The sequence below is a fragment of the Streptomyces sp. NPDC033178 genome (assembly GCF_055577685.1).
This window is the reverse complement of sequence record NZ_JBVIPT010000012.1, coordinates 139802-162291: the sequence shown is the minus strand read 5'-3', so window position 1 is coordinate 162291 and position 22490 is coordinate 139802. Positions and strand designations below refer to the sequence as shown.

At 68.4% G+C, this 22490-nt stretch carries 27 protein-coding genes, 1 tRNA gene and 1 riboswitch; of the genes, 10 read left to right on the top strand and 18 right to left on the bottom strand.

Annotated elements, in window-relative coordinates; translation table 11 throughout:
- Window positions 1–2 precede the first annotated feature (2 nt).
- From sugE to ACZ5VQ_RS28395, 3 genes are all read right to left on the bottom strand, one after another.
- On the bottom strand, window positions 3–323 hold the full coding sequence (gene sugE / locus ACZ5VQ_RS28405; RefSeq protein ID WP_143632603.1) for a quaternary ammonium compound efflux SMR transporter SugE: 321 nt from the start codon (window positions 321–323) through the stop codon (window positions 3–5).
- Between the two features lie 42 nt (window positions 324–365).
- Window positions 366–435: riboswitch (guanidine-III (ykkC-III) riboswitch) on the bottom strand.
- Between the two features lie 72 nt (window positions 436–507).
- Entirely contained in the window at window positions 508–810 is a 303-nt protein-coding gene (locus ACZ5VQ_RS28400; RefSeq protein ID WP_055611843.1) for a GroES family chaperonin, read from the bottom strand.
- Between the two features lie 173 nt (window positions 811–983).
- Window positions 984–1322: a DUF3618 domain-containing protein gene (locus ACZ5VQ_RS28395; protein ID WP_469107344.1), complete on the bottom strand. Its 339-nt coding sequence runs from the start codon at window positions 1320–1322 to the stop codon at window positions 984–986.
- Between the two features lie 156 nt (window positions 1323–1478).
- On the opposite strand from ACZ5VQ_RS28395, the gene bcp reads away from it, so the two are divergent.
- The 4 genes from bcp to ACZ5VQ_RS28375 all read left to right on the top strand — a co-directional run bounded on the left by bcp (window position 1479) and on the right by ACZ5VQ_RS28375 (window position 3561).
- Window positions 1479–1946: a thioredoxin-dependent thiol peroxidase gene (gene bcp / locus ACZ5VQ_RS28390; RefSeq protein WP_306939792.1), complete on the top strand. Its 468-nt coding sequence runs from the start codon at window positions 1479–1481 to the stop codon at window positions 1944–1946.
- 178 nt (window positions 1947–2124) lie between these two features.
- The gene (locus tag ACZ5VQ_RS28385; RefSeq protein WP_307523959.1) at window positions 2125–2772 is read left to right on the top strand and encodes an HNH endonuclease signature motif containing protein; all 648 of its coding nucleotides are present in this window, start codon (window positions 2125–2127) and stop codon (window positions 2770–2772) included.
- Window positions 2769–3431, top strand: coding sequence for an HNH endonuclease signature motif containing protein (locus ACZ5VQ_RS28380; protein ID WP_307523958.1), 663 nt, complete (start codon window positions 2769–2771; stop codon window positions 3429–3431). The genes ACZ5VQ_RS28385 and ACZ5VQ_RS28380 overlap by 4 nt, the downstream gene beginning before the upstream one ends.
- Before the next feature lie 52 nt (window positions 3432–3483).
- Window positions 3484–3561: transfer RNA gene (locus tag ACZ5VQ_RS28375), tRNA-Leu, on the top strand.
- A gap of 65 nt (window positions 3562–3626) precedes the next feature.
- Here the strand turns inward: ACZ5VQ_RS28375 and ACZ5VQ_RS28370 are convergent.
- Entirely contained in the window at window positions 3627–4244 is a 618-nt protein-coding gene (locus tag ACZ5VQ_RS28370; RefSeq protein ID WP_469107343.1) for an ArsR/SmtB family transcription factor, read from the bottom strand.
- 103 nt (window positions 4245–4347) lie between these two features.
- Here ACZ5VQ_RS28370 and ACZ5VQ_RS28365 point away from each other — a divergent pair, with 103 nt between their 5' ends.
- Window positions 4348–5130, top strand: a complete 783-nt coding sequence (locus ACZ5VQ_RS28365; protein ID WP_469107342.1) for a hypothetical protein — start codon at window positions 4348–4350, stop codon at window positions 5128–5130.
- A 19-nt stretch (window positions 5131–5149) separates the two neighbouring features.
- On the opposite strand, the gene rdgB is transcribed toward ACZ5VQ_RS28365, so the two are convergent.
- The 4 genes from rdgB to ACZ5VQ_RS28345 form a co-directional block, all read right to left on the bottom strand.
- A complete protein-coding gene (gene rdgB, locus ACZ5VQ_RS28360; RefSeq protein WP_469107341.1) occupies window positions 5150–5752 on the bottom strand; it encodes an RdgB/HAM1 family non-canonical purine NTP pyrophosphatase in 603 nt (200 codons plus the stop codon).
- Between the two features lie 156 nt (window positions 5753–5908).
- Window positions 5909–6313 (bottom strand): hypothetical protein, encoded by a 405-nt coding sequence (locus tag ACZ5VQ_RS28355; RefSeq protein ID WP_055611835.1) that lies wholly within the window; start codon window positions 6311–6313, stop codon window positions 5909–5911.
- A 169-nt stretch (window positions 6314–6482) separates the two neighbouring features.
- Complete coding sequence (gene rph / locus ACZ5VQ_RS28350; protein ID WP_200397913.1) at window positions 6483–7220, bottom strand: ribonuclease PH; 738 nt, start codon at window positions 7218–7220, stop codon at window positions 6483–6485.
- A 107-nt stretch (window positions 7221–7327) separates the two neighbouring features.
- Window positions 7328–7561 (bottom strand): PTS sugar transporter subunit IIB, encoded by a 234-nt coding sequence (locus tag ACZ5VQ_RS28345; RefSeq protein WP_018517946.1) that lies wholly within the window; start codon window positions 7559–7561, stop codon window positions 7328–7330.
- A 228-nt stretch (window positions 7562–7789) separates the two neighbouring features.
- On the opposite strand from ACZ5VQ_RS28345, the gene ACZ5VQ_RS28340 reads away from it, so the two are divergent.
- Together ACZ5VQ_RS28340 and ACZ5VQ_RS28335 are read left to right on the top strand one after the other, a co-directional pair.
- Window positions 7790–9076: a PTS transporter subunit EIIC gene (locus ACZ5VQ_RS28340; protein WP_469107340.1), complete on the top strand. Its 1287-nt coding sequence runs from the start codon at window positions 7790–7792 to the stop codon at window positions 9074–9076.
- 263 nt (window positions 9077–9339) lie between these two features.
- Window positions 9340–10590 carry a PTS transporter subunit EIIC gene (locus tag ACZ5VQ_RS28335; RefSeq protein WP_362077202.1) on the top strand — a complete coding sequence of 417 codons (1251 nt, stop codon included), beginning with the start codon at window positions 9340–9342 and terminating at the stop codon, window positions 10588–10590.
- 150 nt (window positions 10591–10740) lie between these two features.
- Here ACZ5VQ_RS28335 and ACZ5VQ_RS28330 read toward each other — a convergent pair whose 3' ends face one another.
- Window positions 10741–11493 (bottom strand): MBL fold metallo-hydrolase, encoded by a 753-nt coding sequence (locus ACZ5VQ_RS28330; RefSeq protein WP_362077199.1) that lies wholly within the window; start codon window positions 11491–11493, stop codon window positions 10741–10743.
- Between the two features lie 187 nt (window positions 11494–11680).
- Between ACZ5VQ_RS28330 and ACZ5VQ_RS28325 the strand changes: the two genes are divergently transcribed.
- Window positions 11681–12187, top strand: a complete 507-nt coding sequence (locus ACZ5VQ_RS28325; RefSeq protein ID WP_469107339.1) for a type II toxin-antitoxin system PemK/MazF family toxin — start codon at window positions 11681–11683, stop codon at window positions 12185–12187.
- A 206-nt stretch (window positions 12188–12393) separates the two neighbouring features.
- On the opposite strand, the gene ACZ5VQ_RS28320 is transcribed toward ACZ5VQ_RS28325, so the two are convergent.
- From ACZ5VQ_RS28320 to clpS, 7 genes are all read right to left on the bottom strand, one after another.
- A complete protein-coding gene (locus ACZ5VQ_RS28320) occupies window positions 12394–13344 on the bottom strand; it encodes a PLP-dependent cysteine synthase family protein (RefSeq protein ID WP_469107338.1) in 951 nt (316 codons plus the stop codon).
- Window positions 13345–13367: 23 nt separating this feature from the next.
- Window positions 13368–13646 carry a MoaD/ThiS family protein gene (locus ACZ5VQ_RS28315; protein ID WP_189843435.1) on the bottom strand — a complete coding sequence of 93 codons (279 nt, stop codon included), beginning with the start codon at window positions 13644–13646 and terminating at the stop codon, window positions 13368–13370.
- A gap of 109 nt (window positions 13647–13755) precedes the next feature.
- Entirely contained in the window at window positions 13756–13857 is a 102-nt protein-coding gene (locus ACZ5VQ_RS28310; RefSeq protein WP_313904860.1) for a putative leader peptide, read from the bottom strand.
- A 79-nt stretch (window positions 13858–13936) separates the two neighbouring features.
- Complete coding sequence (locus ACZ5VQ_RS28305) at window positions 13937–14359, bottom strand: M67 family metallopeptidase (RefSeq protein WP_359728781.1); 423 nt, start codon at window positions 14357–14359, stop codon at window positions 13937–13939.
- 99 nt (window positions 14360–14458) lie between these two features.
- Window positions 14459–15937 carry an amino acid permease gene (locus tag ACZ5VQ_RS28300; RefSeq protein WP_469107337.1) on the bottom strand — a complete coding sequence of 493 codons (1479 nt, stop codon included), beginning with the start codon at window positions 15935–15937 and terminating at the stop codon, window positions 14459–14461.
- Between the two features lie 331 nt (window positions 15938–16268).
- A complete protein-coding gene (locus ACZ5VQ_RS28295; RefSeq protein WP_469107336.1) occupies window positions 16269–16874 on the bottom strand; it encodes a DUF2017 domain-containing protein in 606 nt (201 codons plus the stop codon).
- Between the two features lie 84 nt (window positions 16875–16958).
- Entirely contained in the window at window positions 16959–17276 is a 318-nt protein-coding gene (gene clpS, locus ACZ5VQ_RS28290) for an ATP-dependent Clp protease adapter ClpS (RefSeq protein WP_189843437.1), read from the bottom strand.
- An 81-nt stretch (window positions 17277–17357) separates the two neighbouring features.
- On the opposite strand from clpS, the gene ACZ5VQ_RS28285 reads away from it, so the two are divergent.
- Window positions 17358–18686, top strand: a complete 1329-nt coding sequence (locus ACZ5VQ_RS28285; protein WP_469107335.1) for a nicotinate phosphoribosyltransferase — start codon at window positions 17358–17360, stop codon at window positions 18684–18686.
- A 276-nt stretch (window positions 18687–18962) separates the two neighbouring features.
- Entirely contained in the window at window positions 18963–19547 is a 585-nt protein-coding gene (locus tag ACZ5VQ_RS28280; protein WP_055617031.1) for a nicotinamidase, read from the top strand.
- 20 nt (window positions 19548–19567) lie between these two features.
- Here ACZ5VQ_RS28280 and ACZ5VQ_RS28275 read toward each other — a convergent pair whose 3' ends face one another.
- Window positions 19568–19903, bottom strand: coding sequence for a hypothetical protein (locus tag ACZ5VQ_RS28275; protein WP_143632637.1), 336 nt, complete (start codon window positions 19901–19903; stop codon window positions 19568–19570).
- A 121-nt stretch (window positions 19904–20024) separates the two neighbouring features.
- Window positions 20025–22391, bottom strand: a complete 2367-nt coding sequence (locus ACZ5VQ_RS28270; RefSeq protein WP_469107334.1) for an immune inhibitor A domain-containing protein — start codon at window positions 22389–22391, stop codon at window positions 20025–20027.
- Window positions 22392–22490 lie beyond the last annotated feature (99 nt).

Below are 22490 nucleotides of genomic sequence, written 5' to 3'. Positions count from 1 at the left end.
CTCTAGTGGCCGGAGGTCGCCTTCAGCCCCACCACGGCAACCAGCAGCAGACAGACGAAGAAAATACGGGCGGCGGTCGCAGGTTCACCGAGCACCGCCATGCCGAACACCGCCGCCCCGGCCGCGCCGATGCCGACCCAGACGCCGTAGGCGGTACCGATGGGCAGCGTCTTCGCCGCGTACGACAGCAGGAACATGCTGGCGACGATGCCCGCACCGGTGAGAACGCTCGGCACGAGCCGCGTGAATCCGTCGGTGTACTTCATACCGATCGACCAGCCGACTTCGAGCAGACCGGCGACGACGAGCAGGACCCAGGCCATGAGGCACCTCCGTGAACGGATCAACAGGGGTTGATCAACAGGGGTGCGTCGTCTTTGCGAGTCCCGGTACGGCGCGTCTCGTCGGGGTCCTTCCAAGGTAGCAAAGGCAAGCAGAAGGGGCTGGTGACGATGGTCACCAGCCCCTTCTGTCTCTTTCGACCTCTGTTTCAGAGGTACAGGTGCTTCAGAGGTACAGGCCGGTCGAGTCCTCGGAGCCCTCGAACCGGTCCGCCGCCACGGCGTGCAGGTCCCGCTCGCGCATCAGCACGTACGCGGTGCCGCGCACCTCGACCTCGGCAAGGTCCTCCGGGTCGTACAGGACGCGGTCGCCCGGCTCCACGGTCCGCACGTTCTGCCCGACCGCGACGACCTCGGCCCAGGCGAGCCGCCGGCCCACGGCCGCCGTCGCGGGGATCAGGATGCCGCCGCCGGACCGGCGCTCGCCCTCGGCGGTGTCCTGCCGCACGAGCACACGGTCGTGGAGCATCCGGATGGGCAACTTGTCGTGATGGTTCTTCTCGCTCACGTCTCGAACCTACCTGCCTTCACACGGTTCGTACGTACGTGGGGTGCGGTCGGCCGGACCGGCTCAGTGCCCGGCGTACGGGCGCGGGTGCGGATGCGGGTACTGGTGCGCGTGCGGCAGGGGGTGACGGCGGGTCACCCCCTGCGGCGCCTGGTGCTCAGGGTGAGCAGTCCGACGACTCCGACCACGACGAGGGCGACGGGCACGATACGTTCCAGCCGCGGCGCCCCCTCCTCCGTGACGAACTGCCCCTTCACATCGCCGACGACGCGGTTGACGCCGACATAGGCACGTCCGAGCGTGTGGTCGACGCTGGACGCCAGCTTGGCCTTGGCGTCCCCGACGATGGTCTTCGGATGCACCCGCACACCGATCTCGTCGAGCGTCTCGGCGAGGGTTTCGCGACGGCGCTCGATGTCCGCCTCGATCTGCGCCGGAGTCCTGGTGTCCGGCGTGCTCGACGTGTCCGACACGCGCTGCCTCCGTGGTCGTGGTCGTTTCTTCCCGTGGCCTGTTCTCTTCGGCCTTTGCTCTGGTCGACAGTCTGTCAGCTCCGCACGCCGCGCACCGCCCGGCACCCCCATTACGCTCGGGTGCGTATCCACCACCCCGCAAGGAGACCCCACGAGATGAGCGAGCGACTCCAGCCCGGCGACACCGCCCCCGCCTTCACCCTGCCCGACGCCGACGGCAACGAGGTCTCCCTGGCCGACCACAAGGGCCGCAAGGTCATCGTCTATTTCTACCCGGCCGCCCTGACCCCCGGCTGCACCAAGCAGGCCTGCGACTTCACGGACAACCTCGAACTCCTCGCCGGCGCGGGCTACGACGTCATCGGCGTCTCCCCCGACAAGCCCGAGAAGCTCGCCAAGTTCCGCGACAAGGAAAACCTGAAGATCACCCTGCTCGCCGACCCCGACAAGACGGTCACCGAGTCCTACGCCGCCTACGGCGAAAAGAAGAACTACGGCAAGACCTACATGGGCGTCATCCGCTCCACGATCGTGGTGGACGAGGAGGGCAAGGTCGAACGGGCGCTCTACAACGTCCGGGCCACGGGCCACGTGGCGAAGATCATCAAGGACTTGGGGATCTGAGACCCCTAGCTCCGGGGATCTGAGGACCTGAGGTCCGGCTCCTGCGCATCACCGGCATCAGAACGGCCCGCCCGCGACAAGCGGCGCGGGCCGTTCCGCATTCTGGTCGTGACCATCCGATAAACGGTTCGTTACTCCGTGCGAGGTCGCGAACAGACGACCGGAACGGAGGGGAACCATGCCGGTCAGCCCGTACACCAGGGAGCGCCTGGAGGAGGCGGCGAGTTCGTCGCGGACGTTGTCGGAGGCGTTGGGGAAGTTGGGGGTGGATCCGAAGAGTTCGACGCGGCGGTACGTGCAGGCGCGCATGAAGAAGTTGGGGGTGAACACCTCGCACTTCGAGCGTGAGGGAGCACGGTGGACCAGAGAGATCCTTGCAACAGCAGTCTCCGCGTCGACGAACATGTGTGAAGTCCTGCGCAGTCTCGGGCTTGAGGTCGTCGGCGGACACCACACGCACATCAGCCGTAGGGTCAAAGCGTTGGGCATCGACACCTCACACTTCACCCCGGAGGCCCGCGGGGGCAGGCGGCAACGTACACCTGAGGAACTGCTCGTCGAGCAAGACCCGACACACTCCCGCCGCGAGCAGAGCGCTCGGCTGAAACGAGCGATGCTGGGCAACGGCATCAAGGACTGCTGCACCATGTGCGGCATCGAGGCAGTCTGGCTCGGAGAACCGCTGCCTCTCGAAGTCGACCACATCGACGGCAATTGGCGTAACAATCGAATCGAGAACCTACAGCTGCTGTGCCCCAACTGCCACTCCACGACGGATACTTATCGAGGGCGAGCCAAAGGACGTTACCGGAGCTCCCCCTCATGAGCGGTGGCACGCGATACACGCGCGAGCAGCTGGCTCAGGCTGCCGAACAGTGCTCAAGCATCGACGACGTCATTGCCTACTTCGGCACCCGGCCCTACATCAATCTCCGACGCCATCTGTACAAACGCTTCGAGCACTTCAGCATCGACATCACGCACTTCTCCCGCAAGGGCCGACATGGGCCCAAGGGCCTGCCAACCGAGAGCGAGTTGCGGCGTGCCGTTGCCGAGTCGACTTCTATAGCCGGAACCCTTCAGTTGCTGCAACGCCCGGACAACACGCGCCTGCGCGCGCTGTTCCCGGAGCTGACCGAGAAATACGGAATCGACACCTCGCATTTCCTGGGCCAGGGGCATCGCCGCGGGAAGCCCGGACCGACTCCTTTGAAGCGAGCGGAAGATCTGCTGATCAAGCACAACGGTGAGCGGCGGACAAAGACAGGGCAACTGCGTCGGGCACTTCACGAGATTGGCGTACCTGAGCAATGCGCCCGATGCGGCACCGCACCGGAGTGGCTCGGCAAGCCGATGACGCTGGAGGTGGACCACATCAACGGAGATTGGAGCGACAACCGCCCCGACAACCTCCAGTTGCTGTGCCCCAACTGTCACGCGATCACCAGCACCTGGTGCCGAGGGGGCCGGAGGCGATCCGTGTAGCACCTCGGCCGCCAGCGGTCCGCGGTGGCCAGTAAAGTAGGCAGCGCCGCGGGGGCCCGTATCCCAGCTGGCTAGAGGATGCCGGTTTAGGTCCGGTATGTCGTGGGTTCGAGTCCCACCGGGCCCACCAGCCTGAAGGCCCAGCTCACACCCCGCGAGCTGGGCCTTCGCCGCGCAAGCACCAAGCGGGGACCTTCACTCAGCCGGCAGCGCAAACCACCGCAGCAATACCGGCTTGGCGTCCACTGGCGCATCCTCCGGGCCCCGGGCGAAGCGGGTCAGAAGGTCGAGGTAGGCGTCATGGAAGGCGGTCACCTCTTCCTTGGTGAGGTGGCTGAGGCCCCGGGAGCCGCGCATCCAGCCGTCCGACTCGGCCTGTTCCTCGGTGAAGCGGCGGGCCAGCTCGATGTCCTCGTCCAGCCGCATGCGGTCGAGAGCCCCCGCGACCGCCCGCTCACCGTCGGTCATCTCGTCCTGCGCGGGCCTGCGTACGTCGAGTCCGCGCACCGCCCGCCACCAGCGCTCGCGGCTGTTGGGCCGTTCCGGTACGTCCTCGATGAAGCCGCCGCGCTCCAGGCGGCGCAGGTGGTAGCTGAGGGTGCCGGTGTTCTCGCCGAGGGCGGCGGCGAGGGTCGTGGAAGTCGCCGGGCCGGAGACGGCCAGGTGGCGGAGGATCTTCAGGCGTAGCGGGTGTGCGAGGGCCTTGAGGGCCGCCGGGTCGCCGACCGTGCGTCGTTCGCCACCCGGTTCGGCACCCGCTTCGGCACCCGCGTCGACCTCCTGCCCGGGCTCGGGCTCGCCTTCATCGCTCATGGGGGCAGCCTACCGCCACACAGCCATTACTCTGCAGAGTGAAGTCTGCAGAATTTTCTCTGCAGACCTTCCATTGCAGAGAAATGGCTGCAATCCTTGAGGCGTGGACATCGACATCGCGGGACCCTCCCGCCCGTCCGCCATTCACCTGGAGGCCTTCATGCTTCGCGCCCGACGTCTCGTCATGGCACTGTCCGCCCTGGCCCTAGCCGCCGGCACGGGCGCGGCGACTGTGGGTCCCGTGCACGCCGACGCCGGTGTCGGCCCCGACCTCAGTGTGGACGCACGGCAGCGTGGCTTCGCGGACTGCCCGAACCTCTCCGAGCTTCCCGAAGGCGCGGATCCGGCGGAGTGGCGGTGCGAGGCGATGACCGCCACCGGGCATCTGACCCTCGGTCGCGTCGAGGTGCCGATCGACCAGCCCCTGGCGATCACCTTCGCGGAGGGCAGGGTCGACGGCGAGTTCCGTCAGGTGTTCGGGGCGATGGCCGCCACTCCCCTACGAGTTCGGGGGACACCGCTGTCGGTCACGCCTCGGTACGGCGGGTATTCGGACTTCGAGTCCAACGACGAGCGGCGGGGCGAGCTGGATCTGACGTTCCGTATATCCGGGCCGGGGGTGCCGCGCGGTTGTTCCATAGGCACCGACGCGGCCCCGGTCCACCTGGTGCTCATGGAGACGGATCCGCCGAGGGTCGTCTCGCCGGATCCGCTGGTCGTCGCCTTCGGGGTGGCCGACAACCGCTTTGCGGCGCCGGGTACTTCGGGCTGCGGCCGACTGGGCCCCGTGCTCGACAAGGTGCTGGGGTTGCCGGCGCCGACGGGCGTGAACGGCATCGACCTGGACGCACGGGTGGCGATGCGGTCGTACGGCGGGGTGGAGTAGCCGGGGCCCCGGGAGGGGCTCAGCCCAGCAACTCCCGTACCACCGGTACGAGTCCGCGGAACGCCTTGCCCCGGTGGCTGATCGCGTTCTTCTCGTCGGGGGTGAGTTCCGCGCAGGTGCGGGTGTCGCCGTCGGGCTGGAGGATCGGGTCGTAGCCGAACCCGTTGGAGCCGGTGGGCTCGTGGCGCAACGTACCCCGCAGTTGGCCCTCGACCACGCGTTCCGTTCCGTCGGGGAGGGCCAGTGCGGCGGCGCAGGCGAAGTGGGCGGCGCGGTGTTCGTCGGCGATGTCGCCGAGTTGGGCGAGAAGGAGCCTGAGGTTGGCCTCGTCGTCGCCGTGGGTGCCGGACCAGCGGGCGGAGAAGATGCCGGGGGCACCGCCGAGGACGTCGACGCAGAGGCCCGAGTCGTCGGCGACGGCCGGGAGGCCGGTGGCCTGGGCGAGGGCGTGTGCCTTGAGGAGGGCGTTCTCCGCGAAGGTGACGCCGGTTTCCTTGACGTCGGGGATCTCCGGGTAGGCGTCCGCGCCGACGAGGTCGTGGTGAAGACCTGCGGCGGCGAGGATCGCCCTCAGCTCGGTGATCTTTCCGGGGTTGCGGGTGGCGAGGATCAGGCGGGTCATGGTGCTCACCCTAGCCACGCGGGCGGTGCCGCTCGTGCGATGCCTGCGATCGCCCACCGGTGCCCGTGATCTGATCACCTGCCACCCGCGGATGGGCCGCCCGCCCACCCGCAGCGGGACGGCCGTTGCCACGACCGCGTGCGGCTGCCGCCGCCGCTACGGCGTGCAGACCTTGGTGAGTTCGCCGGCCGCGTCCGTGACGGGGCTGATGTCCGGGGTCTCGTCGCCGTTCTTGATGGAGTCGCGGACGTTGGTGACCGCCTTCTGGAGGTCGTCCACGGCCTTGTTGATGTCGGTGTCGTCGGTCTTGTCGCCGATGGTGTCGAGGTTCTTGTCGATGGAGTCGAGTGCCTCGTCGGCCTGCGTCGGGTCGTTCGCGGCGTTCTCCACGGCCTGCTGGAGGTCGGTGACGCTGTCGGCGATCGTGTCGGCGGTCTGGACGCAGTCCAGGGCCTTGTTGACGGCGTCGCAGCCGGTGGTCAGCCCGGCCGTCAGCGCGACGGCGGCCACGGCGGCGGCGATGGCAGTGGTACGGCGTACTCGGCGGCGACTCGCGGCCATGGAAACGGTCCTCCCGATGCGTCAGGCCCGAGGGCCCCGTTGCGTAGGCCACAAGGCCCCCGTGTGGTGCTGGCCGGGCGTACAGCGGTGTGCCGTACGCCCGTACTCGTAGGGACGCGACGGCCGGTGCCGTGGTTGCCCGTGGCAGGAGGCCGTCTTGGTGTGTCCTTTACCTTTCCAGGACCGTATCAAGCGCCGTGCGCTGGGCGACAGCGAGTTCTGTGCAGCCCAGAACGGCCAGGTCGAGAAGGGAGTTGAGCTCCTCGCGGGCGAACGGTTCGGCCTCGGCGGTGCCCTGGACCTCGACGAATCGGCCGTCGCCGGTGCAGACGACGTTCATGTCGGTGTCGGCGCGGACGTCCTCCTCGTAGCAGAGGTCGAGGAGGGGGACGCCGCCGACGATGCCGACGGAGACGGCGCTGACCGTTCCGGTGAGGGGCTGGCGGCCGGCGCGGATGATCTTCTTGCCCTGGGCCCAGGAGATGGCGTCCGCGAGGGCGACGTACGCGCCGGTGATGGCGGCGGTGCGGGTGCCGCCGTCGGCCTGGAGGACGTCGCAGTCGAGGACGATGGTGTTCTCGCCGAGTGCCTTGTAGTCGATGACGGCGCGCAGGGAGCGGCCGATGAGGCGGCTGATCTCGTGCGTGCGGCCGCCGATCTTGCCGCGGACGGATTCGCGGTCGCCGCGGGTGTTGGTGGCCCGCGGGAGCATGGAGTATTCGGCGGTGACCCAGCCCTCGCCGCTGCCCTTGCGCCAGCGCGGGACGCCCTCGGTCACGGAGGCGGTGCAGAAGACCTTCGTGTCGCCGAAGGAGATGAGGACGGAGCCCTCGGCGTGCTTGCTCCAGCCGCGTTCGATGGTGATCGGGCGGAGCTGTTCGGGCGTGCGGCCGTCGATTCGAGACATGGCGTCGAGCCTAGTCGTATACGGGTGAGGGGCCGCCCCGGGTAACGGAAGCGGCCCCTCAGGAGTGAGTCCTCAGGTCTTCGGGCGGGGGCCCGGAGTCGGAGGGTTCACATCATGTCTTCGATGTCCGCGGCGATCGGGTCCGCGTCGGTGCCGATGACGACCTGGATGGCGGTGCCCATCTTGACGACGCCGTGGGCGCCCGCGGCCTTCAGGGCGGCCTCGTCGACCTTGCTCGGGTCGATGACCTCGGTGCGGAGGCGGGTGATGCAGCCCTCGACCTCTTCGATGTTCTCGATGCCGCCGAGCCCGGCGACGATCTTCTCAGCCTTGCTGGCCATGTCCTACTCCCTGATCCGAACCGCTTTGTCGCAGTAACCCACAGTTGGCCCATCTTCGCGAGCGGTCACGTCACCCGTACCGAATGATGGCGAACACGACAGCGCAACCGTTCGCCGACTGGTCTACACCAGTTTTCAACGGCCGCCAAACCCGGCCCCGTTCCCGGGGGTGCGGGAGGGCGGCGGGAGACCGGTGGAGGGGCGCGGGAGGATGCAGGAGGAACGCAGATGAGTGCCGACAGCGCCGCCGCGCCCGCGCGCGCCCGCTGGAGCAACCTGTTCCAGGGCCTGCAGAAGATGGGCCGCAGCCTCCAACTGCCCATCGCCGTGCTGCCGGCCGCCGGCATCCTCAACCGCCTGGGTCAGCCGGATGTGTTCGGTGACGACGGTCTCGGCTGGACGAACGTCTCGAAGGTGATGGCGGGCGCGGGCGGCGCACTGCTGGACGGCTCGCTCGGCCTGCCTCTGCTGTTCTGCGTCGGTGTGGCCATCGGCATGGCGAAGAAGGCCGACGGTTCGACGGCGCTCGCGGCGGTGGCCGGGTTCCTCGTCTACTACAACGTGCTGCGGCAGTTCCCCGAGGACTGTGCGCAGCAGGCGAAGGTGGTGGCTGCCGGCTGTCAGGCGGACGACGGCTCGGTGGTGGTGTTCACGTACCAGAATCCGGGTGTCTTCGGCGGCATCATCATCGGGCTGATGGCGGCCTACTTCTGGCAGCGCTATCACCGCACCAGGCTGGTGGACTGGCTCGGCTTCTTCAACGGCCGCCGTCTCGTCCCGATCATCATGGCGTTCGTGGCGATCGCGTTCGCGGCGCTGTGTCTGTGGGTGTGGCCGCCGATCGGCCGGGGTCTTGAGGACTTCAGCGACTGGCTGGTGAGTCTGGGAGCGTGGGGTGCGGGAGTCTTCGGTCTCGCCAACCGTGCGCTGCTCGTGATCGGGCTGCACCAGTTCCTGAACGTGCCCATGTGGTTCCAGTTCGGCAGTTACACCAAGCCGGACGGCACGGTCGTGCACGGCGACATCAACATGTTCCTGGCGGGCGACCCGAACGCGGGGCAGTTCACGTCCGGCTTCTTCCCCATCATGATGTTCGCGCTGCCGGCCGCGTGTCTGGCGATGGCGCACTGCGCGAAACCCCACCGCCGCAAGGAAGTTGGGGGCCTGATGCTGTCGATCGCCCTGACGTCGTTCGTCACGGGCATCACGGAACCGATCGAGTACTCCTTCGTGTTCATCGCGCCCGCGCTGTACGCGGTGCACGCTATTCTCACGGGCGCCTCGATGGCGGTGACGTGGGGTCTGGGTGTGCACGACGGGTTCAGTTTCTCGGCGGGTCTGATCGACTACGTCATCAACTGGAATCTGGCCACGAAACCCTGGGCGATCATTCCGATCGGCCTGTGCTTCGCCGTCGTCTACTACGTGGTCTTCCGGTTCGCGATCACGAAGTTCGACCTGCCGACACCCGGCCGGGAGCCGGAGGACGAGGTCGAGGACGTGACGAAGGCGTAGCGCACCACCCGCTACCCGGCACAGCAGGAACGCCACAAAGGGCCCCGGAACTCCCTGTTCCGAGGGCCCTTTGCCGTGTTTGCTCGCACTCGCTCCGCTATGACCCAGGCCACAAAAACTGCGGGTTCCTTATCTCACCTTCACCGTGCTACAACAGGTCTACACCACTGAGTGGTGTAGACCACGTGGATGCTGTCCATCCCCCGTGCAACTCCCTTCCGTTCACTTCCCGTCCCCGGCAGCACCCTGCACATGGAGGAACCATGACCACCGCCACAGCTCCGGCGGCCCCCGCGAAGAAGTGGGGATCCGGCCTGCTCCAGGGCCTGCAGAAGGTCGGCCGCAGCCTGCAGCTCCCCATTGCCGTGCTGCCGGCCGCCGGCATCCTGCTCCGTCTCGGCCAGCCCGATGTGTTCGGCGCCGACGGGCTCGGCTGGAACAAGGTCGCGTCCGTGTTCGCCACCGCCGGCGACGCGGTCTTCGCCAACCTGCCGTTGCTGTTCTGCGTCGGCATCGCCATCGGCTTCGCGAAGAAGTCGGACGGCTCCACCGCGCTCGCGGCGCTCGTCGGTTTCCTCGTCTACAAGAACGTCCTCACCGCGTTCCCGATCACCGAGGCCAAGGTCCAGAAGGGCGCGGACGTCGCCGCGACCTACAACGACCCCAAGGTCCTCGGCGGCATCGTGATGGGCCTGATAGCCGCCGTCACCTGGCAGCGCTTCCACCGCACCAAGCTCCCCGACTGGCTCGGCTTCTTCAACGGCCGCCGTCTCGTGCCGATCCTGATGGCCTTCATCGGCACCGCCGTCGGCGTCTTCTTCGGCCTCGTCTGGGAGCCCATCGGCGACGTCATCACCAACTTCGGCGAGTGGATGACCGGCCTCGGCGCGGTCGGCGCGGGCATCTTCGGCGCCATCAACCGCGCGCTGCTGCCGGTCGGCATGCACCAGTTCGTGAACACCGTCGCCTGGCAGGAGATCGGCACCTACACGGACTCCGCCGGTGCCGTCTGGCACGGTGACCTGCCGCGCTTCTTCCACGGCGACCCGACCGCCGGTCAGTTCATGACGGGCTTCTTCCCCATCATGATGTTCGCGCTCCCGGCCGCCGCCCTGGCGATCACGCACTGCGCCCGCCCCGAGCGCCGCAAGGCCGTCGGCGGCATGATGGTCTCCCTCGCGCTGACCTCCTTCGTCACGGGTATCACCGAGCCGATCGAGTTCGCGTTCATGTTCATCGCGCCGGTCCTGTACGTGATCCACGCGGTCCTCACCGCGATCTCGATGGCGGTCACCTGGGCGCTGGGCGTCCACCACGGCTTCAGTTTCTCCGCCGGTGCCATCGACTACTTCCTGAACTGGAACCTCGCCACCAAGCCATGGATGATCATCCCGATCGGCCTGGTCTTCGCGGCGATCTACTACGCGACCTTCCGCTTCGCGATCATCAGGTTCAACCTCGCGACGCCGGGCCGAGAGCCCGAGGAAGAGGTCGAGGACCTCACCAAGGCGTAAGGAACAAGGCATGAGGACCAAAGTCGTGAAGACCAAGGCGTGAAGACCAAGGCGTAAGCCATGACGAAGGCCCCCGGAGCCGATCGGCTCCGGGGGCCTCGTGCTGCGTAGCCCGCGCAGTGCTGCGTGCAGTGCTGCGTACGGACGACGTCAGATCTCGTACGTGACCCGCGGTGCCGCGAGTTCCACCGGCCCCCCGAACGCCGCTCGGGCGTCCGCCAGGTTCGCCTGGGGGTCCGTCCACGGCGGGATGTGGGTCAGGACCAGGCGGCGGGCCGCGGCGCGGGCCGCGGTCTCGCCGGCCTCGCGGCCGTTGAGGTGGAGATCCGGGATGTTCTCCTTGCCGTGGGTGAACGCGGCCTCGCAGAGGAACAGGTCTGTGTCCCGGGCGAGTTCGTCCAGCGTGTCGCAGACGCCGGTGTCCCCGGAGTACGTGAGCGACCGGCCGCCGTGCTCGACACGGATGCCGTACGCCTCGACGGGGTGACTCACCTTCTCGGTGTGCACCGAGAACGGGCCGATCTCGAACGAGCCCGGCTTGACCGTGTGGAAGTCGAAGACCTCGCTCATGGAGGAGGCGGAGGGAGTGTCCGCGTACGCGGTGGTCAGGCGCTGCTCCGTGCCCTCCGGTCCGTAGACGGGGATCGGATCGCAGCGGCCGCCGTCATGGCGGTAGTAGCGCGCGACGAAGTACGCGCACATGTCGATGCAGTGGTCGGCGTGCAGATGGCTGAGGAAGATCGCGTCAAGGTCGTAGAGACCGCAGTGGCGCTGCAGCTCGCCAAGGGCACCGTTGCCCATGTCGAGAAGCAGCCGGAAGCCGTCGGCCTCGACGAGGTAGCTCGAGCAGGCCGATTCCGCGGACGGGAACGACCCCGAGCAGCCGACGACGGTGAGCTTCATAAAGCAGAAACCTCCGCTGGCGGGGAGTGAAGACGGGGGTCGTGCGGTCCGTCGAGCGTAAGGCGCAAAAGGTCCTGTCGCTCCTCCGTCGAGGGCTGTTGTGGGGGAACTCACCTGCGGTGTCACCGGTTCGGGGGCCAGCGGGGTGGCCGGGCGTGGGCCCCGTCACGCCGGTACCGTCATATCCATGGATACGTCGTGGTGGCTCGCGTTGGTGGCCGTGGTGCTGTTGGCGGGTGTCGCGACGGTGGTGGACGGGTGGGGGCGGCGGGGGTCTTCCGGCGGGCGGGGCCGTTCCCGGGGCCGATCGCCCGGTCGGCGGCCGGACCGCCCTCCGGGGCGGCCGCGGGGCCTGCGTTCTTCCCTTACTTCCCGTACTTCCCGTCCGCGGCCTGCCGAGATCTGGTGGGCGAACGTTCCCTACGAGGACGGGCCCGGGGCGAAGGACCGGCCCTGTCTCGTTCTGTCCGTGCGGGGGCGCACGGCTGTCGTCGCCAAGATCACCAGCAAGAACCACGACGAGCGGCGGGCCGGGGTCATTCCGCTCCCTCCCGGGTCCGTCGGGGATGCGCGGGGGCGGGCCAGTTTCCTCGAAACGGATGAGGTGCGGGGGTTGCCGGTACGGGACTTCCGCCGACGGGTGGGCCCGGTGGACCCCCTGATCTGGGACCAGGTCCGCAACTTGACCCGTTAGGGCTTTTCTCGCCCCCGCCGCCCCTACCCATTCCCGTCCCTTTCGGGGGCTCCGCCCCCGAACCCCCGCTCCTCAAACGCCGGAGGGGCTGACTACCAGCCCGTCCGGCGTTTGAGGACGAGGCCGTTCAGGCCGATAAGCGGGGGTCTCGGGGCGGAGCCCCCAGGGACGGGACGGGTAGGGGCGGCGGGGGCGAGGAAACCCGGCTACGCCCAGAGCTGGCCCTGCAGTGTCTGGATGGCCTCTTCCGTCGTGGCGGCCGTGTAGACGCCGGTGGAGAGGTACTTCCAGCCGCCGTCGGCCACGACGAAGACGATGTCGGCGGGCTCGCCCGACTTCACGGACTTGTTGCCGACGCCGATCGCCGCGTGCAGCGCCGCCCCCGTGGAGACCCCCGCGAAGATCCCCTCCTGCTGCAACAGCTCCCGCGTACGCGTCACGGCATCGGCGGAGCCGACGGAGAACCGGGTGGTCAGGACGGACGCGTCGTACAGCTCGGGCACGAACCCCTCGTCGAGGTTCCGAAGCCCGTACACGAGGTCGTCGTACCGCGGCTCGGCCGCGACGATCTTGACGTCGGGCTTGTGCTCGCGGAGGAAGCGGCCCACGCCCATCAGCGTGCCGGTGGTGCCGAGCCCGGCGACGAAGTGTGTGACCGAGGGCAGGTCGGCGAGGATCTCCGGCCCGGTCGTCGCGTAGTGCGCGCCCGCGTTGTCGGGGTTGCCGTACTGGTAGAGCATCACCCAGTCGGGATGCTCGGCGGCCAGTTCCTTCGCCACCCGCACCGCTGTGTTCGAGCCCCCCGCCGCCGGGGACGGGATGATCTCGGCGCCCCACATGCCGAGCAGTTCGCGCCGCTCCTGGGAGGTGTTCTCGGGCATGACGCACACCATGCGGTAGCCCTTGAGCTTCGCCGCCATGGCGAGCGAGATGCCGGTGTTGCCGGAGGTGGGCTCCAGAATCGTGCAGCCGGGCGTCAACCGGCCGTCCTTCTCCGCCTGTTCGATCATGTGGAGCGCGGGACGGTCCTTGACCGAGCCGGTCGGGTTGCGGTCCTCCAGCTTCGCCCAGATGCGGACGTCGGCGGACGGCGAGAGCCGCGGCAGGCGCACCAGAGGGGTGTTGCCCACCGCGGCCAGCGGGGAGTCGTAACGCATCAGCGATCAGAGCCCGGTGCCGGTCAGACCATGCCGCCGGCCACGGCCGGCAGGATCGTGACGTTGTCGCCGTCGGTCAGCTTGGTGTTGATGCCGTCGAGGAAGCGCACGTCCTCGTCGTTCAGGTACACGTTCACGAAGCGGCGCAGCTCGCCGCCGTCCACGATGCGGGCCTGGATGCCGGTGTGCCGGGTCTCCAGGTCGGCGAAGAGGGCGGCGAGGGTCTCCCCGCCGCCCTCGACGGCCTTCTGGCCGTCGGTGTAGGTGCGGAGGATGGTGGGGATGCGGACCTCGATGGCCATGGCTGTGGGCTCCTGTCGGGAGTGAGTCGGTCGGTGGGCGCGCGGCAGCGCAGAAAGCGGGTTGGTGCATCGTGAGGCGCCGCGGCTCACGGCCGTACGGCGGCAGGGTTCAGCGCGTACAGATGGCGCTTTGCAGCCTGCACAGGTCGACGTGCAACCGTGCCACGAGCAGCATGCCCGGGGTCTTGTCGCTCACGTCGTGGGAAACCATGGGGTCATCGTATCGATTCCCGGTCCGGGTTCTGGAATGTGATCTCAGATACTGGATGAATTCTGACCGAAATACGGGATCAGTACGTCTCCACGACCGTGACCTCCTCCTCCGTCACCTCGCCCTCCAGGATCCGGAAGGACCGGAACTGGAAGGGTCCGGCGTCGTCGGCGTCCGCCGTGGAGACCAGGACGTAGTGCGCGCCGGGCTCGTTCGCGTACGAGATGTCGGTGCGGGACGGGTACGCCTCGGTGGCCGTGTGGGAGTGGTAGATGACGACCGGTTCCTCGTCGCGGTCGTCCAGCTCGCGGTAGAGCTTGAGGAGGTCGCCGGAGTCGAACTCGTAGAACGTGGGCGAGCGCGCGGCGTTGAGCATCGGGATGAACCGCTCGGGGCGGCCGGTGCCCTCCGGGCCGGCGACCACGCCGCACGCCTCGTCGGGGTGGTCCTGGCGCGCGTGCGCGACGATCTGGTCGAACAGGGCCTGGGTAATGGTCAGCATGGTCGTCAGGATAAGCAGAAGGGCCTCCCCGTACCGAGGGGTGGTACGGGGAGGCCCACATGCTGGGCCACGAGCCCGGCACGCTCTGCGTGAGGTCCGTCAGCCGATCTTCTCGAACTCCGGGTCGCGGCGCTCGGTGACCTCCGGGTTCCGCGACTTCAGTACCGTCCAGCCGATGCCCAGTGCCGCCGCCCAGCCCGCCATCACGTAGAGGCAGACGCGGGAGTCGGCGTCGTACGCGATGAGGCAGGTGACGAAGAGCAGGAACACGACCGCGACCCAGCTGAGCTTCGAGCCGCCCGGGGCCGGGAAGGGCGAGGCGGGCAGGCGCCCGGCGTCGACCGCGCGGCGGTACAGGATGTGGCTTGCAAGGATCATCAGCCAGGTCCAGATGCCGGCCGCGGTGGCCACCGAGATGACGTAGCCGAAGGCCTTCTCCGGGACGATGTAGTTCAGGACCACGCCGATGCCCATGAAGAGCATGGAGACGGTGATGCCGAGCGCGGGCGTCTTGGTGGAGGACAGCCTGTTGAAGATCCTGGGGGCCTCGCCGTTGTCCGCCAGGGTGCGCAGCATGCGGCCGGTGGAGTACATGCCGGAGTTGCAGGAGGACAGGGCCGCCGTCAGGACGACGAAGTTCACGATGCCCGCGCCCGCCGGGATGCCGATCTTCGCGAAGGCCTCCACGAAGGGGCTCACCCCTGGTGCGAACTCGGTCCACTTCACGACGCAGAGGATGACGGTGAGGGCGCCGACGTAGAAGAGGGCGATGCGCCAGGGCAGGGTGTTGATCGCCTTGGGGAGGGTCTTCTCCGGGTTCTCGGACTCGCCCGCGGTGACGCCGACGAGTTCGACGGCGAGGTACGCGAACATCACGCCCTGCAGGGTCATCAGGGACGAGCCGATGCCCTTGGGGAAGAAGCCGTCGAAGGCCCAGAGGTTGGAGACGGCCGCCGAGTCGCCCGCGGAGCTGAAGCCGAAGGTGAGTACGCCGAGGCCGATCACGATCATGCCGATGAGGGCGGTGACCTTGACCATCGAGAACCAGAACTCGATCTCGCCGAACAGCTTCACCGAGATCAGGTTGGCCGCGAAGAGGACCAGCAGGAAGACCAGGGCCGTGACCCACTGCGGGATCTGCGGGAACCAGTAGTTGACGTAGATCGCGGCGGCGGTGAGTTCCGCCATGCCGGTGACGACCCACATCAGCCAGTACGTCCAGCCGGTGAAGTAGCCGAAGAACGGGCCGAGGAACTCGCGGGAGTACTCCGCGAAGGAGCCCGAGACGGGACGGTAGAGCAGGAGCTCTCCGAGGGCCCGCATGATGAAGAAGATGATGACGCCCGCGAGGGCGTACATGAGGATGAGACTGGGGCCCGCCTTGGCGATGTTCGCCCCGGCCCCCAGGAAGAGGCCGACGCCGATGGCGCCGCCGATCGCGATCATCTGGACCTGACGGCTGTTGAGACCGCGTTCGTAGCCCTCTTCGGGGGCGTGACCCTCTTCGGGGGCTCCGCCGCCCACGACACCTTTGCGGTCGTGCCCGTCGTCGTTCTTGCCGACCTGCACCGAGGTCATGTCTGGTGCGCCTTTCTCCATGCCGATCAGAGCCGTCGTCGGCTCCGGATCGGGTCCCGATCCCCCCGGATAGATGGAGCTGAGCAGGCTCCCCGGCCCGCTCGTGCCTGGTCGGCGATCCGCCGACGGTGGCGCACCCGACGGGGACATGGGTGGCGTCCCGCCGGGCGGTCGTGAAGATTTATCACGGCCGCACTATTGATCACCCGAGGCGTGTGTAGCGCACACCACAGGGAGAACCGGACAAAGGTCAGACCGCGCCCCATAGGGCGCGGTCACGGTGACGGGATCGTTATTCGGATTTGAGCGTCCGCTGAGCGAACGGAACATGTCAGGACATCAACGTTTCAACCAACGTCTCCTGGAGCCCGCCCAGCCACAGATACGCCATCACCATCGGCTTGCGCGGGTCCTCGTCCGGCAGCCGGTAGAGGAGGTCGGTGTCCTCCTCGTCCACGACGTCGAGGCGGGACCCGATGGCCAGGCGCAGGTCGTTGAGGGCGCGCAGCCACTGCTCGGACTCCTCGGCGGAGAGCTTGAGGACCGCGCCGCCCTCCCCCACGGCCGAGAGCGTGTCCAGGGAGCGGATCACCGTGAGCGCGTTGTCGCGCTTGGCCGCGCGCAGGTCGTTCTCGGTGAAGCGGCGGAACTCCGCGGAGTACGAGCGCTGCTCCTCGGCCTGTTCGGGTGAGTTGGCCTCGACGTCGGGCCCGCTGTACGCGTCAGGGAAGAGCCGTTTCAGCACGGGATCGGAGGGCGGTTCGCTCGGGCCCTCCGCGAACAGCTCGGCGAGCGGGTCGTCGGAGGCGTCCTCGCCCGGTCCCGGTCCGATGAGCTCCAGGAGCTGTACGGCGAGGGAGCGGATGATGGAGATCTCGACCTCGTCGAGCGCGACGGCCGCGCCGCCGCCGGGGAGCGGTTCGAAGTGTCCTGGCATCAGGTGCGTCGCTACTTCCAGTACTGCGCGGGCTTCGGGCAACTGCCGGTCGGGCCGGGTCTCACCGGCCTCTTTCCGGTCGTGCTATTTCCGGTCGTGCTGGAGGGTGGCCCACAGACCGTAGCCATGCATGGCCTGTACGTCGCGTTCCATCTCCTCACGCGTGCCGCTGGAGACCACGGCCCGGCCCTTGTGGTGGACGTCGAGCATCAGCTTGGTGGCCTTGTCCTTCGGATAGCCGAAGTACGTCTGGAAGACGTAGGTCACGTAGCTCATCAGGTTGACCGGGTCGTTGTGGACGATGGTCACCCAGGGGACGTCGGGCTCGGGTACGGCGAAGACCTCCTCCGCCGACTCGGTTTTTTCGGTCTCTAGGGGTGCGGGAGCCGTCACACGGCCCATGCTGCCACCACAGGTGGGTGCCCGGCCAAACGAGCCCCACAAATCGTCAGAGTGACGAGATAGGGGGTACCATCTCTTGCCATGAACACTGCGGACCTAGGGCTGCCGGTTGATGTTCCCTCCACCGCGCTCTTCACGGACCACTACGAGCTGACCATGCTGCAGGCCGCCCTCAAGGGCGGGGCCGCCGACCGGCGCTCGGTCTTCGAGGTCTTCACGCGCCGGCTGCCCGAGGGCCGCCGCTACGGCGTCGTGGCGGGGACCGGACGGGTGCTGGACGCGATCGAGAACTTCCGCTTCGACGCGGACGTGCTCGGCTTCCTGCGCGAGCGCCGCGTGGTGGACGAGCCGACCCTGGAATGGCTGGCCTCCTACCGCTTCAGCGGCGCCGTCTGGGGCTACCCCGAGGGCGAGGTGTACTTCCCCGGGTCGCCGATCCTGCGGGTGGAGGGCTCCTTCGCGGAGTGCGTGCTCCTGGAGACCGTGATCCTCTCCATCCTCAACCACGACTCGGCGATCGCGGCCGCCGCCTCCCGGATGGCCTCGGCCGCCGGGGAGCGCCCGCTGATCGAGATGGGTGCCCGCCGCACCCACGAGCTGGCCGCGGTGGCGGCGTCCCGGGCGGCGTACGTCGGCGGCTTCACGACCACCTCCGACCTGGCCGCGGGCTTCCGCTACGGCATCCCGACCGTCGGCACCAGCGCCCACGCCTTCACGCTTCTCCACGACAGCGAGCGGGAGGCCTTCCAGGCCCAGGTGGACTCGCTCGGCCGGGGCACGACGCTGCTGGTCGACACGTACGACGTCGCCGAGGCCGTCCGGCTGGCCGTCGAGGTGGCCGGACCGGAGCTCGGGGCGGTCCGCATCGACTCCGGCGACCTGCTGCTCGTGGCGCACCGGGTGCGCCAGCAGCTGGACGAGCTGGGCGCCACGGACACCCGGATCATCGTGACCTCGGACCTGGACGAGTACGCGATCGCCTCGCTGGCCGCGGCGCCCGTGGACGCGTACGGCGTGGGCACCCAGCTGGTGACGGGATCCGGCCATCCGACATGTTCGATGGTCTACAAGCTCGTCGCCCGTGCCGAGTCCGCGGACCCGAAGGCTCCGCTGGTGCCGGTGGCCAAGAAGTCGACGGGCGGCAAGACGTCCATCGGCGGCCGCAAATGGGCCGCGCGACGGCTCGACCCGTACGGGGTCGCCGAGGCCGAGGTGATCGGCCTCGGGGCCGTCCCTGCCGAGCTCAGCGACCGTCAGCTCCTCGTGGAGCTCGTCAAGGGCGGCCAGGTCCTCGCCCGCGAGCCCCTGGACGTCGTACGCGACCGGCACGCGGCGGCCCGCGCGAAACTGCCCCTCTCGGCGACCCAGCTCTCCCGCGGGGAAGCCGTCATTCCGACCGAGTACGTATGAGCCAGGTGGGACCGGATCCGAGGAACACCCGGGGGCACACCTCAGGCCACCCCGAGCCCGAACGGGCATGAACGGACGAGGAGCGGGAATGCAACGGCAACAATTGCAACCCTCCCGCCATGCCCTCGAACTCTCTAGGCTCGGTTCCACGGAAGCGCCCCGCCAGGGGCGCGGGACCGTGACATATGCGGCTCCGCCGCGTGGGCGCGATCAGCGCCCACACACCCGCAGACTACGAACCGCTCCCCGCGGAGCGCCTCGCAGAAGGACACCGACATGCGCCGCGCCTTGATCGTCGTAGACGTGCAGAACGACTTCTGCGAAGGCGGCAGCCTCGCCGTGTCCGGCGGAGCCGACGTCGCCGCCGCGATCACGGAGCTGATCGGGCAGGCCCCCGCCGGCTACCGCCACGTCGTGGCGACCCGCGACCACCACATCGCCCCCGGCGGCCACTTCGCCGACAACCCCGACTACGTCCACTCGTGGCCCGCGCACTGTGTGGCGGGCACCGAGGGCGTCGGCTTCCACCCGAACTTCGCCCCGGTGGTCGCCTCCGGCGCGATCGACGCGGTCTTCGACAAGGGGGCGTACGCGGCGGCGTACAGCGGCTTCGAGGGCGCCGACGAGAACGGCGTGACGCTGGGCGACTGGCTGCGCGCCCGCGAGATCACCGAGGTCGACGTGGTGGGCATCGCCACCGACCACTGCGTCCGCGCCACCGCCCTGGACGCGGCCCGCGAGGGCTTCCGTACACAGGTCCTGCTCGATCTCACGGCCGGCGTGGCCGAGGAGACCACCGAGCGGGCCCTGGAGGAGCTGAGCGCGGCGGGCGTGGAGCTGAGCGGCAAGCCGGTGGTGTAGCCCCTCGGGCGCTCTTCGGGCTAGAACCCCTGCGGGGTGGCCGTACGCCGCATCAGCGCCCGGATCGGGTGCCAGAGCTCAGCAGCACACGCGTCCGCGCCCGGTGCCGTGCGCCATATGAGGCCGTCCGGATGGTGCAGGACCGCGGTGATCTCGTCCGGGGTCGGGGGCTCCGCGTTACCGCGCAGGTACACCGCCCGCATGCCCAGGTTGCGCAGTCGCGTCAGGGCGCGGGCGCGGTTCTGGGCGTGCACGAGCACGCGTACCGAGCCGCTGCCCGCGGCGAGTGGTCGTGGCAGGTTCAACGCCACCACCACCGTGCCGTTCGGCAGCTTGCAGAAACCTCCTGCGGCCATGCAGTCACACCCCCGTGAGAACCGGTGTCAATAAGAGAGTCACAGCACGCACCTAAACACGATCGGCCGCAACCCGCCAGAGGGTTGCGGCCGATCATGGTTTGACCTGCGGAAATGCCTTTTACTTCGTCGCGGCCGAGACCTTCACCGTGATCGTCGAGCCGTCGCGCGGCTCCTTCACGATCGCGATCTTGGTGTTGGTGTCAGTGACGCGGACACCGGCGGTCGGGTTGGTCTCGTCGTAGTAGGTGTTCGTGTGGTCGTTGAAGATCCGGTTGCCCGGAAGCGACGGAATCTTCGTGGCGACGTCCGCCTTGTGCAGCCTGAGGGCGTCCGTCCGGTACGTACTGAAGGGCGAGTCGTACGACTGGATGCGGCTGCGCATCAGCGTGCCGTCGGACCACTTCAGCGGCTTCGGGTGGGCGTCCACCGGCAGCAGCAGACCGGAGCCCGCGTGCTGACTGACGTTGTTGTCGTTCTGGGAGGTGTCCCACTTCCAGATCAGCAGACCGTTCTGGTAGGGGAAGTGCTCCACCCAGGACGGGCGCGTGGTCGAGAAGCCGAAGTTGTACGGGCCGGACTTGAGGGTCTTGTCGTACGACACGTACTGGCGGTTCTCGGCGATGTAGTACTGCGCGTAGTCGTCCGTGACGGCCGCGCCGATGCGGGAGAAGCCGGTGGCCTTCCAGGCGGCGTCGGCGGTCTCGGCGTTGTCCGAGAAGACCGGCGAACCGTCGGCCGTCACCGTGATCACGTCGGCCGCGAAGCCCTTCTGGGCCACCCCGCCGTCGGTCTGGTAGCGGAAGCGGAGGTCGAACTTCTTGCCCGCGTAGGCGTCGAGCGGGAACGAGAGCTTCTTGTACGCGTCCACGGTGCCGGTCAGCGCGGGCTTGCCGCTGCCGTCGCGCGGGAGGGCCGCGCCGTCGACCGTGCCGTCCAGCGGCGTCCAGTTGGCGCCGTCGGTCGAGACCTCGGTGTAGAGGTAGTCGAAGTCGGTCTCGATGTCGTACCAGCCGTCGAGGGTCAGCGCGGCCGAGGACTTGCCGGTGAGGTCGACGGAACGGGTCAGCGTGTTCTTGAGGTCGTCACCGCTGCCGCTCCACCACTGGGTGGCGCCCTGCGCCGGGGTGACCACCGGGTTGGTGACCTCCTTCTCGGGCAGTTCGACCACCAGCGCCTGGGCGTTCTTGGTGTTGTACTCCGCCACGCCCAGCTTGTGGGTGGAGCGCGTCGCGGCCTTGGCCGTGTCGTACTTCAGCCAGCCGAGTTGGAGTTTGTCCCAGGCGGTCATGTCGCCGGGCAGGTCACCGATGGTGTTCCTGCCCTCGCCGAGCCAGGACCCGGACGACATCAGCGTCCAGAACCCGGTGGAGTTCTCGGCGGTGTTGGTGGTGTCGTAGTGGTCCGGCAGACCGAGGTCGTGGCCGTACTCGTGGGCGAAGACACCGAGTCCGCCGTTCTCCGGCTGGATGGTGTAGTCGCCGACCCAGATGCCGGAGTCGCCGATCTGCGCCCCGCCCATCTTGTTGCCCGTGGGACCGGTGGCGCCTGCGTCGGTGCCGAACGCGTACCAGCGGTGGGCCCAGATGGCGTCCTCGCCCTGGGCGCCGCCGCCCGCGGACTCGTCCTCGCCGGCGTGCACGATCTGGAAGTGGTCGATGTAGCCGTCGGGCTCGTTGAAGTTGCCGTCGGCGTCGAAGTCGTTTCGGTCCCACTTGTCGTAGGCGGCAAGCTCGGACTTGATGTCGGCGTCGGACTTGCCGGCCGCCTTCTGGGCGTCGACCCAGGCGGTGACACCGTCGGCGACGGCGTTCCACGCGCAGGTGTCGGGCTCGCACTTGTTGGAGCCGTAACGGGCCTCGTTGTAGGGCACCTTGACCCAGTCGGAGACCGCGCCGCCGATGGAGTAGCGGCCCGAGGACTGCTTCTCGTAGTACTTCTTCATCGACTCGACACCCTTGCCGGTGCCGAAGTAGAGCTCTTCGAAGTGCTTCTTGTTGTAGTCCGCCTGCCAGGCCGTGCTGTTGTCCTCGGCGCGGTCCGGCTCGGCTATCTGGTTGTGCAGGGGACCCGGGGTGCCGCCGTAGCGGGGGTCCGTCTTGTCGCCGAACTCCACGAGGATCGTGAAGATCTGGTCGGTCTTCTCCCGGCCGAGCTCGACGTACTTGCCGTCCTGGAGTTTCACGACCTGCGAGCCGCCGTGGTTCCTTACGGTGGCGTCGCCGGATATGACCTGCTTGAGCGCCTCTTCGCGCTGGGCCTCCTGACGCTCGGTCAGCGGGCCCTTCAGGTCGTGCTCACGCTCGGTGTGGTTCTCGGCGCGCGCCGGGTCCTGCCGGTTCGCGGCCGGATCCTGACGGTCCGCCGCCGCGGCCGGCTGGTCGCCGGCAGCGGCCTGCGCCACCGCGAAGGTCGAGAACGTGGCAGCGGCCGCTGCGAGCGACACACCCACCGCGGCTGCTCTGAACGTCCATGGTCTGCTGGTCACTTGATGCAGTCCTCCCCCGCGCCCGGGCGCGCGGAATGGAGGGGTGTCCAGGTCATGGTGTCCGCGCGCGCTCTATGCGCGTCACAAGTGACGACATTC

Coding starts and splice junctions, on each gene's coding strand:
- ACZ5VQ_RS28330 (WP_362077199.1), bottom strand. CDS start 11,493: ATGAAGCTCACCGTCGTCGGCTGCTCGGGGTCGTTCCCGTCCGCGGAA.
- ACZ5VQ_RS28370 (WP_469107343.1), bottom strand. CDS start 4,244: ATGAGCGATGAAGGCGAGCCCGAGCCCGGGCAGGAGGTCGACGCGGGT.
- ACZ5VQ_RS28340 (WP_469107340.1), top strand. CDS start 7,790: ATGAGTGCCGACAGCGCCGCCGCGCCCGCGCGCGCCCGCTGGAGCAAC.
- ACZ5VQ_RS28280 (WP_055617031.1), top strand. CDS start 18,963: ATGCGCCGCGCCTTGATCGTCGTAGACGTGCAGAACGACTTCTGCGAA.
- ACZ5VQ_RS28380 (WP_307523958.1), top strand. CDS start 2,769: ATGAGCGGTGGCACGCGATACACGCGCGAGCAGCTGGCTCAGGCTGCC.
- bcp (WP_306939792.1), top strand. CDS start 1,479: ATGAGCGAGCGACTCCAGCCCGGCGACACCGCCCCCGCCTTCACCCTG.
- ACZ5VQ_RS28305 (WP_359728781.1), bottom strand. CDS start 14,359: ATGCTGACCATTACCCAGGCCCTGTTCGACCAGATCGTCGCGCACGCG.
- ACZ5VQ_RS28325 (WP_469107339.1), top strand. CDS start 11,681: ATGGATACGTCGTGGTGGCTCGCGTTGGTGGCCGTGGTGCTGTTGGCG.
- rph (WP_200397913.1), bottom strand. CDS start 7,220: ATGTCTCGAATCGACGGCCGCACGCCCGAACAGCTCCGCCCGATCACC.
- ACZ5VQ_RS28310 (WP_313904860.1), bottom strand. CDS start 13,857: ATGGTTTCCCACGACGTGAGCGACAAGACCCCGGGCATGCTGCTCGTG.
- ACZ5VQ_RS28385 (WP_307523959.1), top strand. CDS start 2,125: ATGCCGGTCAGCCCGTACACCAGGGAGCGCCTGGAGGAGGCGGCGAGT.
- clpS (WP_189843437.1), bottom strand. CDS start 17,276: ATGGGCCGTGTGACGGCTCCCGCACCCCTAGAGACCGAAAAAACCGAG.
- ACZ5VQ_RS28335 (WP_362077202.1), top strand. CDS start 9,340: ATGACCACCGCCACAGCTCCGGCGGCCCCCGCGAAGAAGTGGGGATCC.
- ACZ5VQ_RS28345 (WP_018517946.1), bottom strand. CDS start 7,561: ATGGCCAGCAAGGCTGAGAAGATCGTCGCCGGGCTCGGCGGCATCGAG.
- ACZ5VQ_RS28300 (WP_469107337.1), bottom strand. CDS start 15,937: ATGACCTCGGTGCAGGTCGGCAAGAACGACGACGGGCACGACCGCAAA.
- ACZ5VQ_RS28295 (WP_469107336.1), bottom strand. CDS start 16,874: ATGCCAGGACACTTCGAACCGCTCCCCGGCGGCGGCGCGGCCGTCGCG.
- rdgB (WP_469107341.1), bottom strand. CDS start 5,752: ATGACCCGCCTGATCCTCGCCACCCGCAACCCCGGAAAGATCACCGAG.
- ACZ5VQ_RS28315 (WP_189843435.1), bottom strand. CDS start 13,646: ATGGCCATCGAGGTCCGCATCCCCACCATCCTCCGCACCTACACCGAC.
- ACZ5VQ_RS28275 (WP_143632637.1), bottom strand. CDS start 19,903: ATGGCCGCAGGAGGTTTCTGCAAGCTGCCGAACGGCACGGTGGTGGTG.
- ACZ5VQ_RS28400 (WP_055611843.1), bottom strand. CDS start 810: ATGCTCCACGACCGTGTGCTCGTGCGGCAGGACACCGCCGAGGGCGAG.
- sugE (WP_143632603.1), bottom strand. CDS start 323: ATGGCCTGGGTCCTGCTCGTCGTCGCCGGTCTGCTCGAAGTCGGCTGG.
- ACZ5VQ_RS28320 (WP_469107338.1), bottom strand. CDS start 13,344: ATGCGTTACGACTCCCCGCTGGCCGCGGTGGGCAACACCCCTCTGGTG.
- ACZ5VQ_RS28355 (WP_055611835.1), bottom strand. CDS start 6,313: ATGGCCGCGAGTCGCCGCCGAGTACGCCGTACCACTGCCATCGCCGCC.
- ACZ5VQ_RS28285 (WP_469107335.1), top strand. CDS start 17,358: ATGAACACTGCGGACCTAGGGCTGCCGGTTGATGTTCCCTCCACCGCG.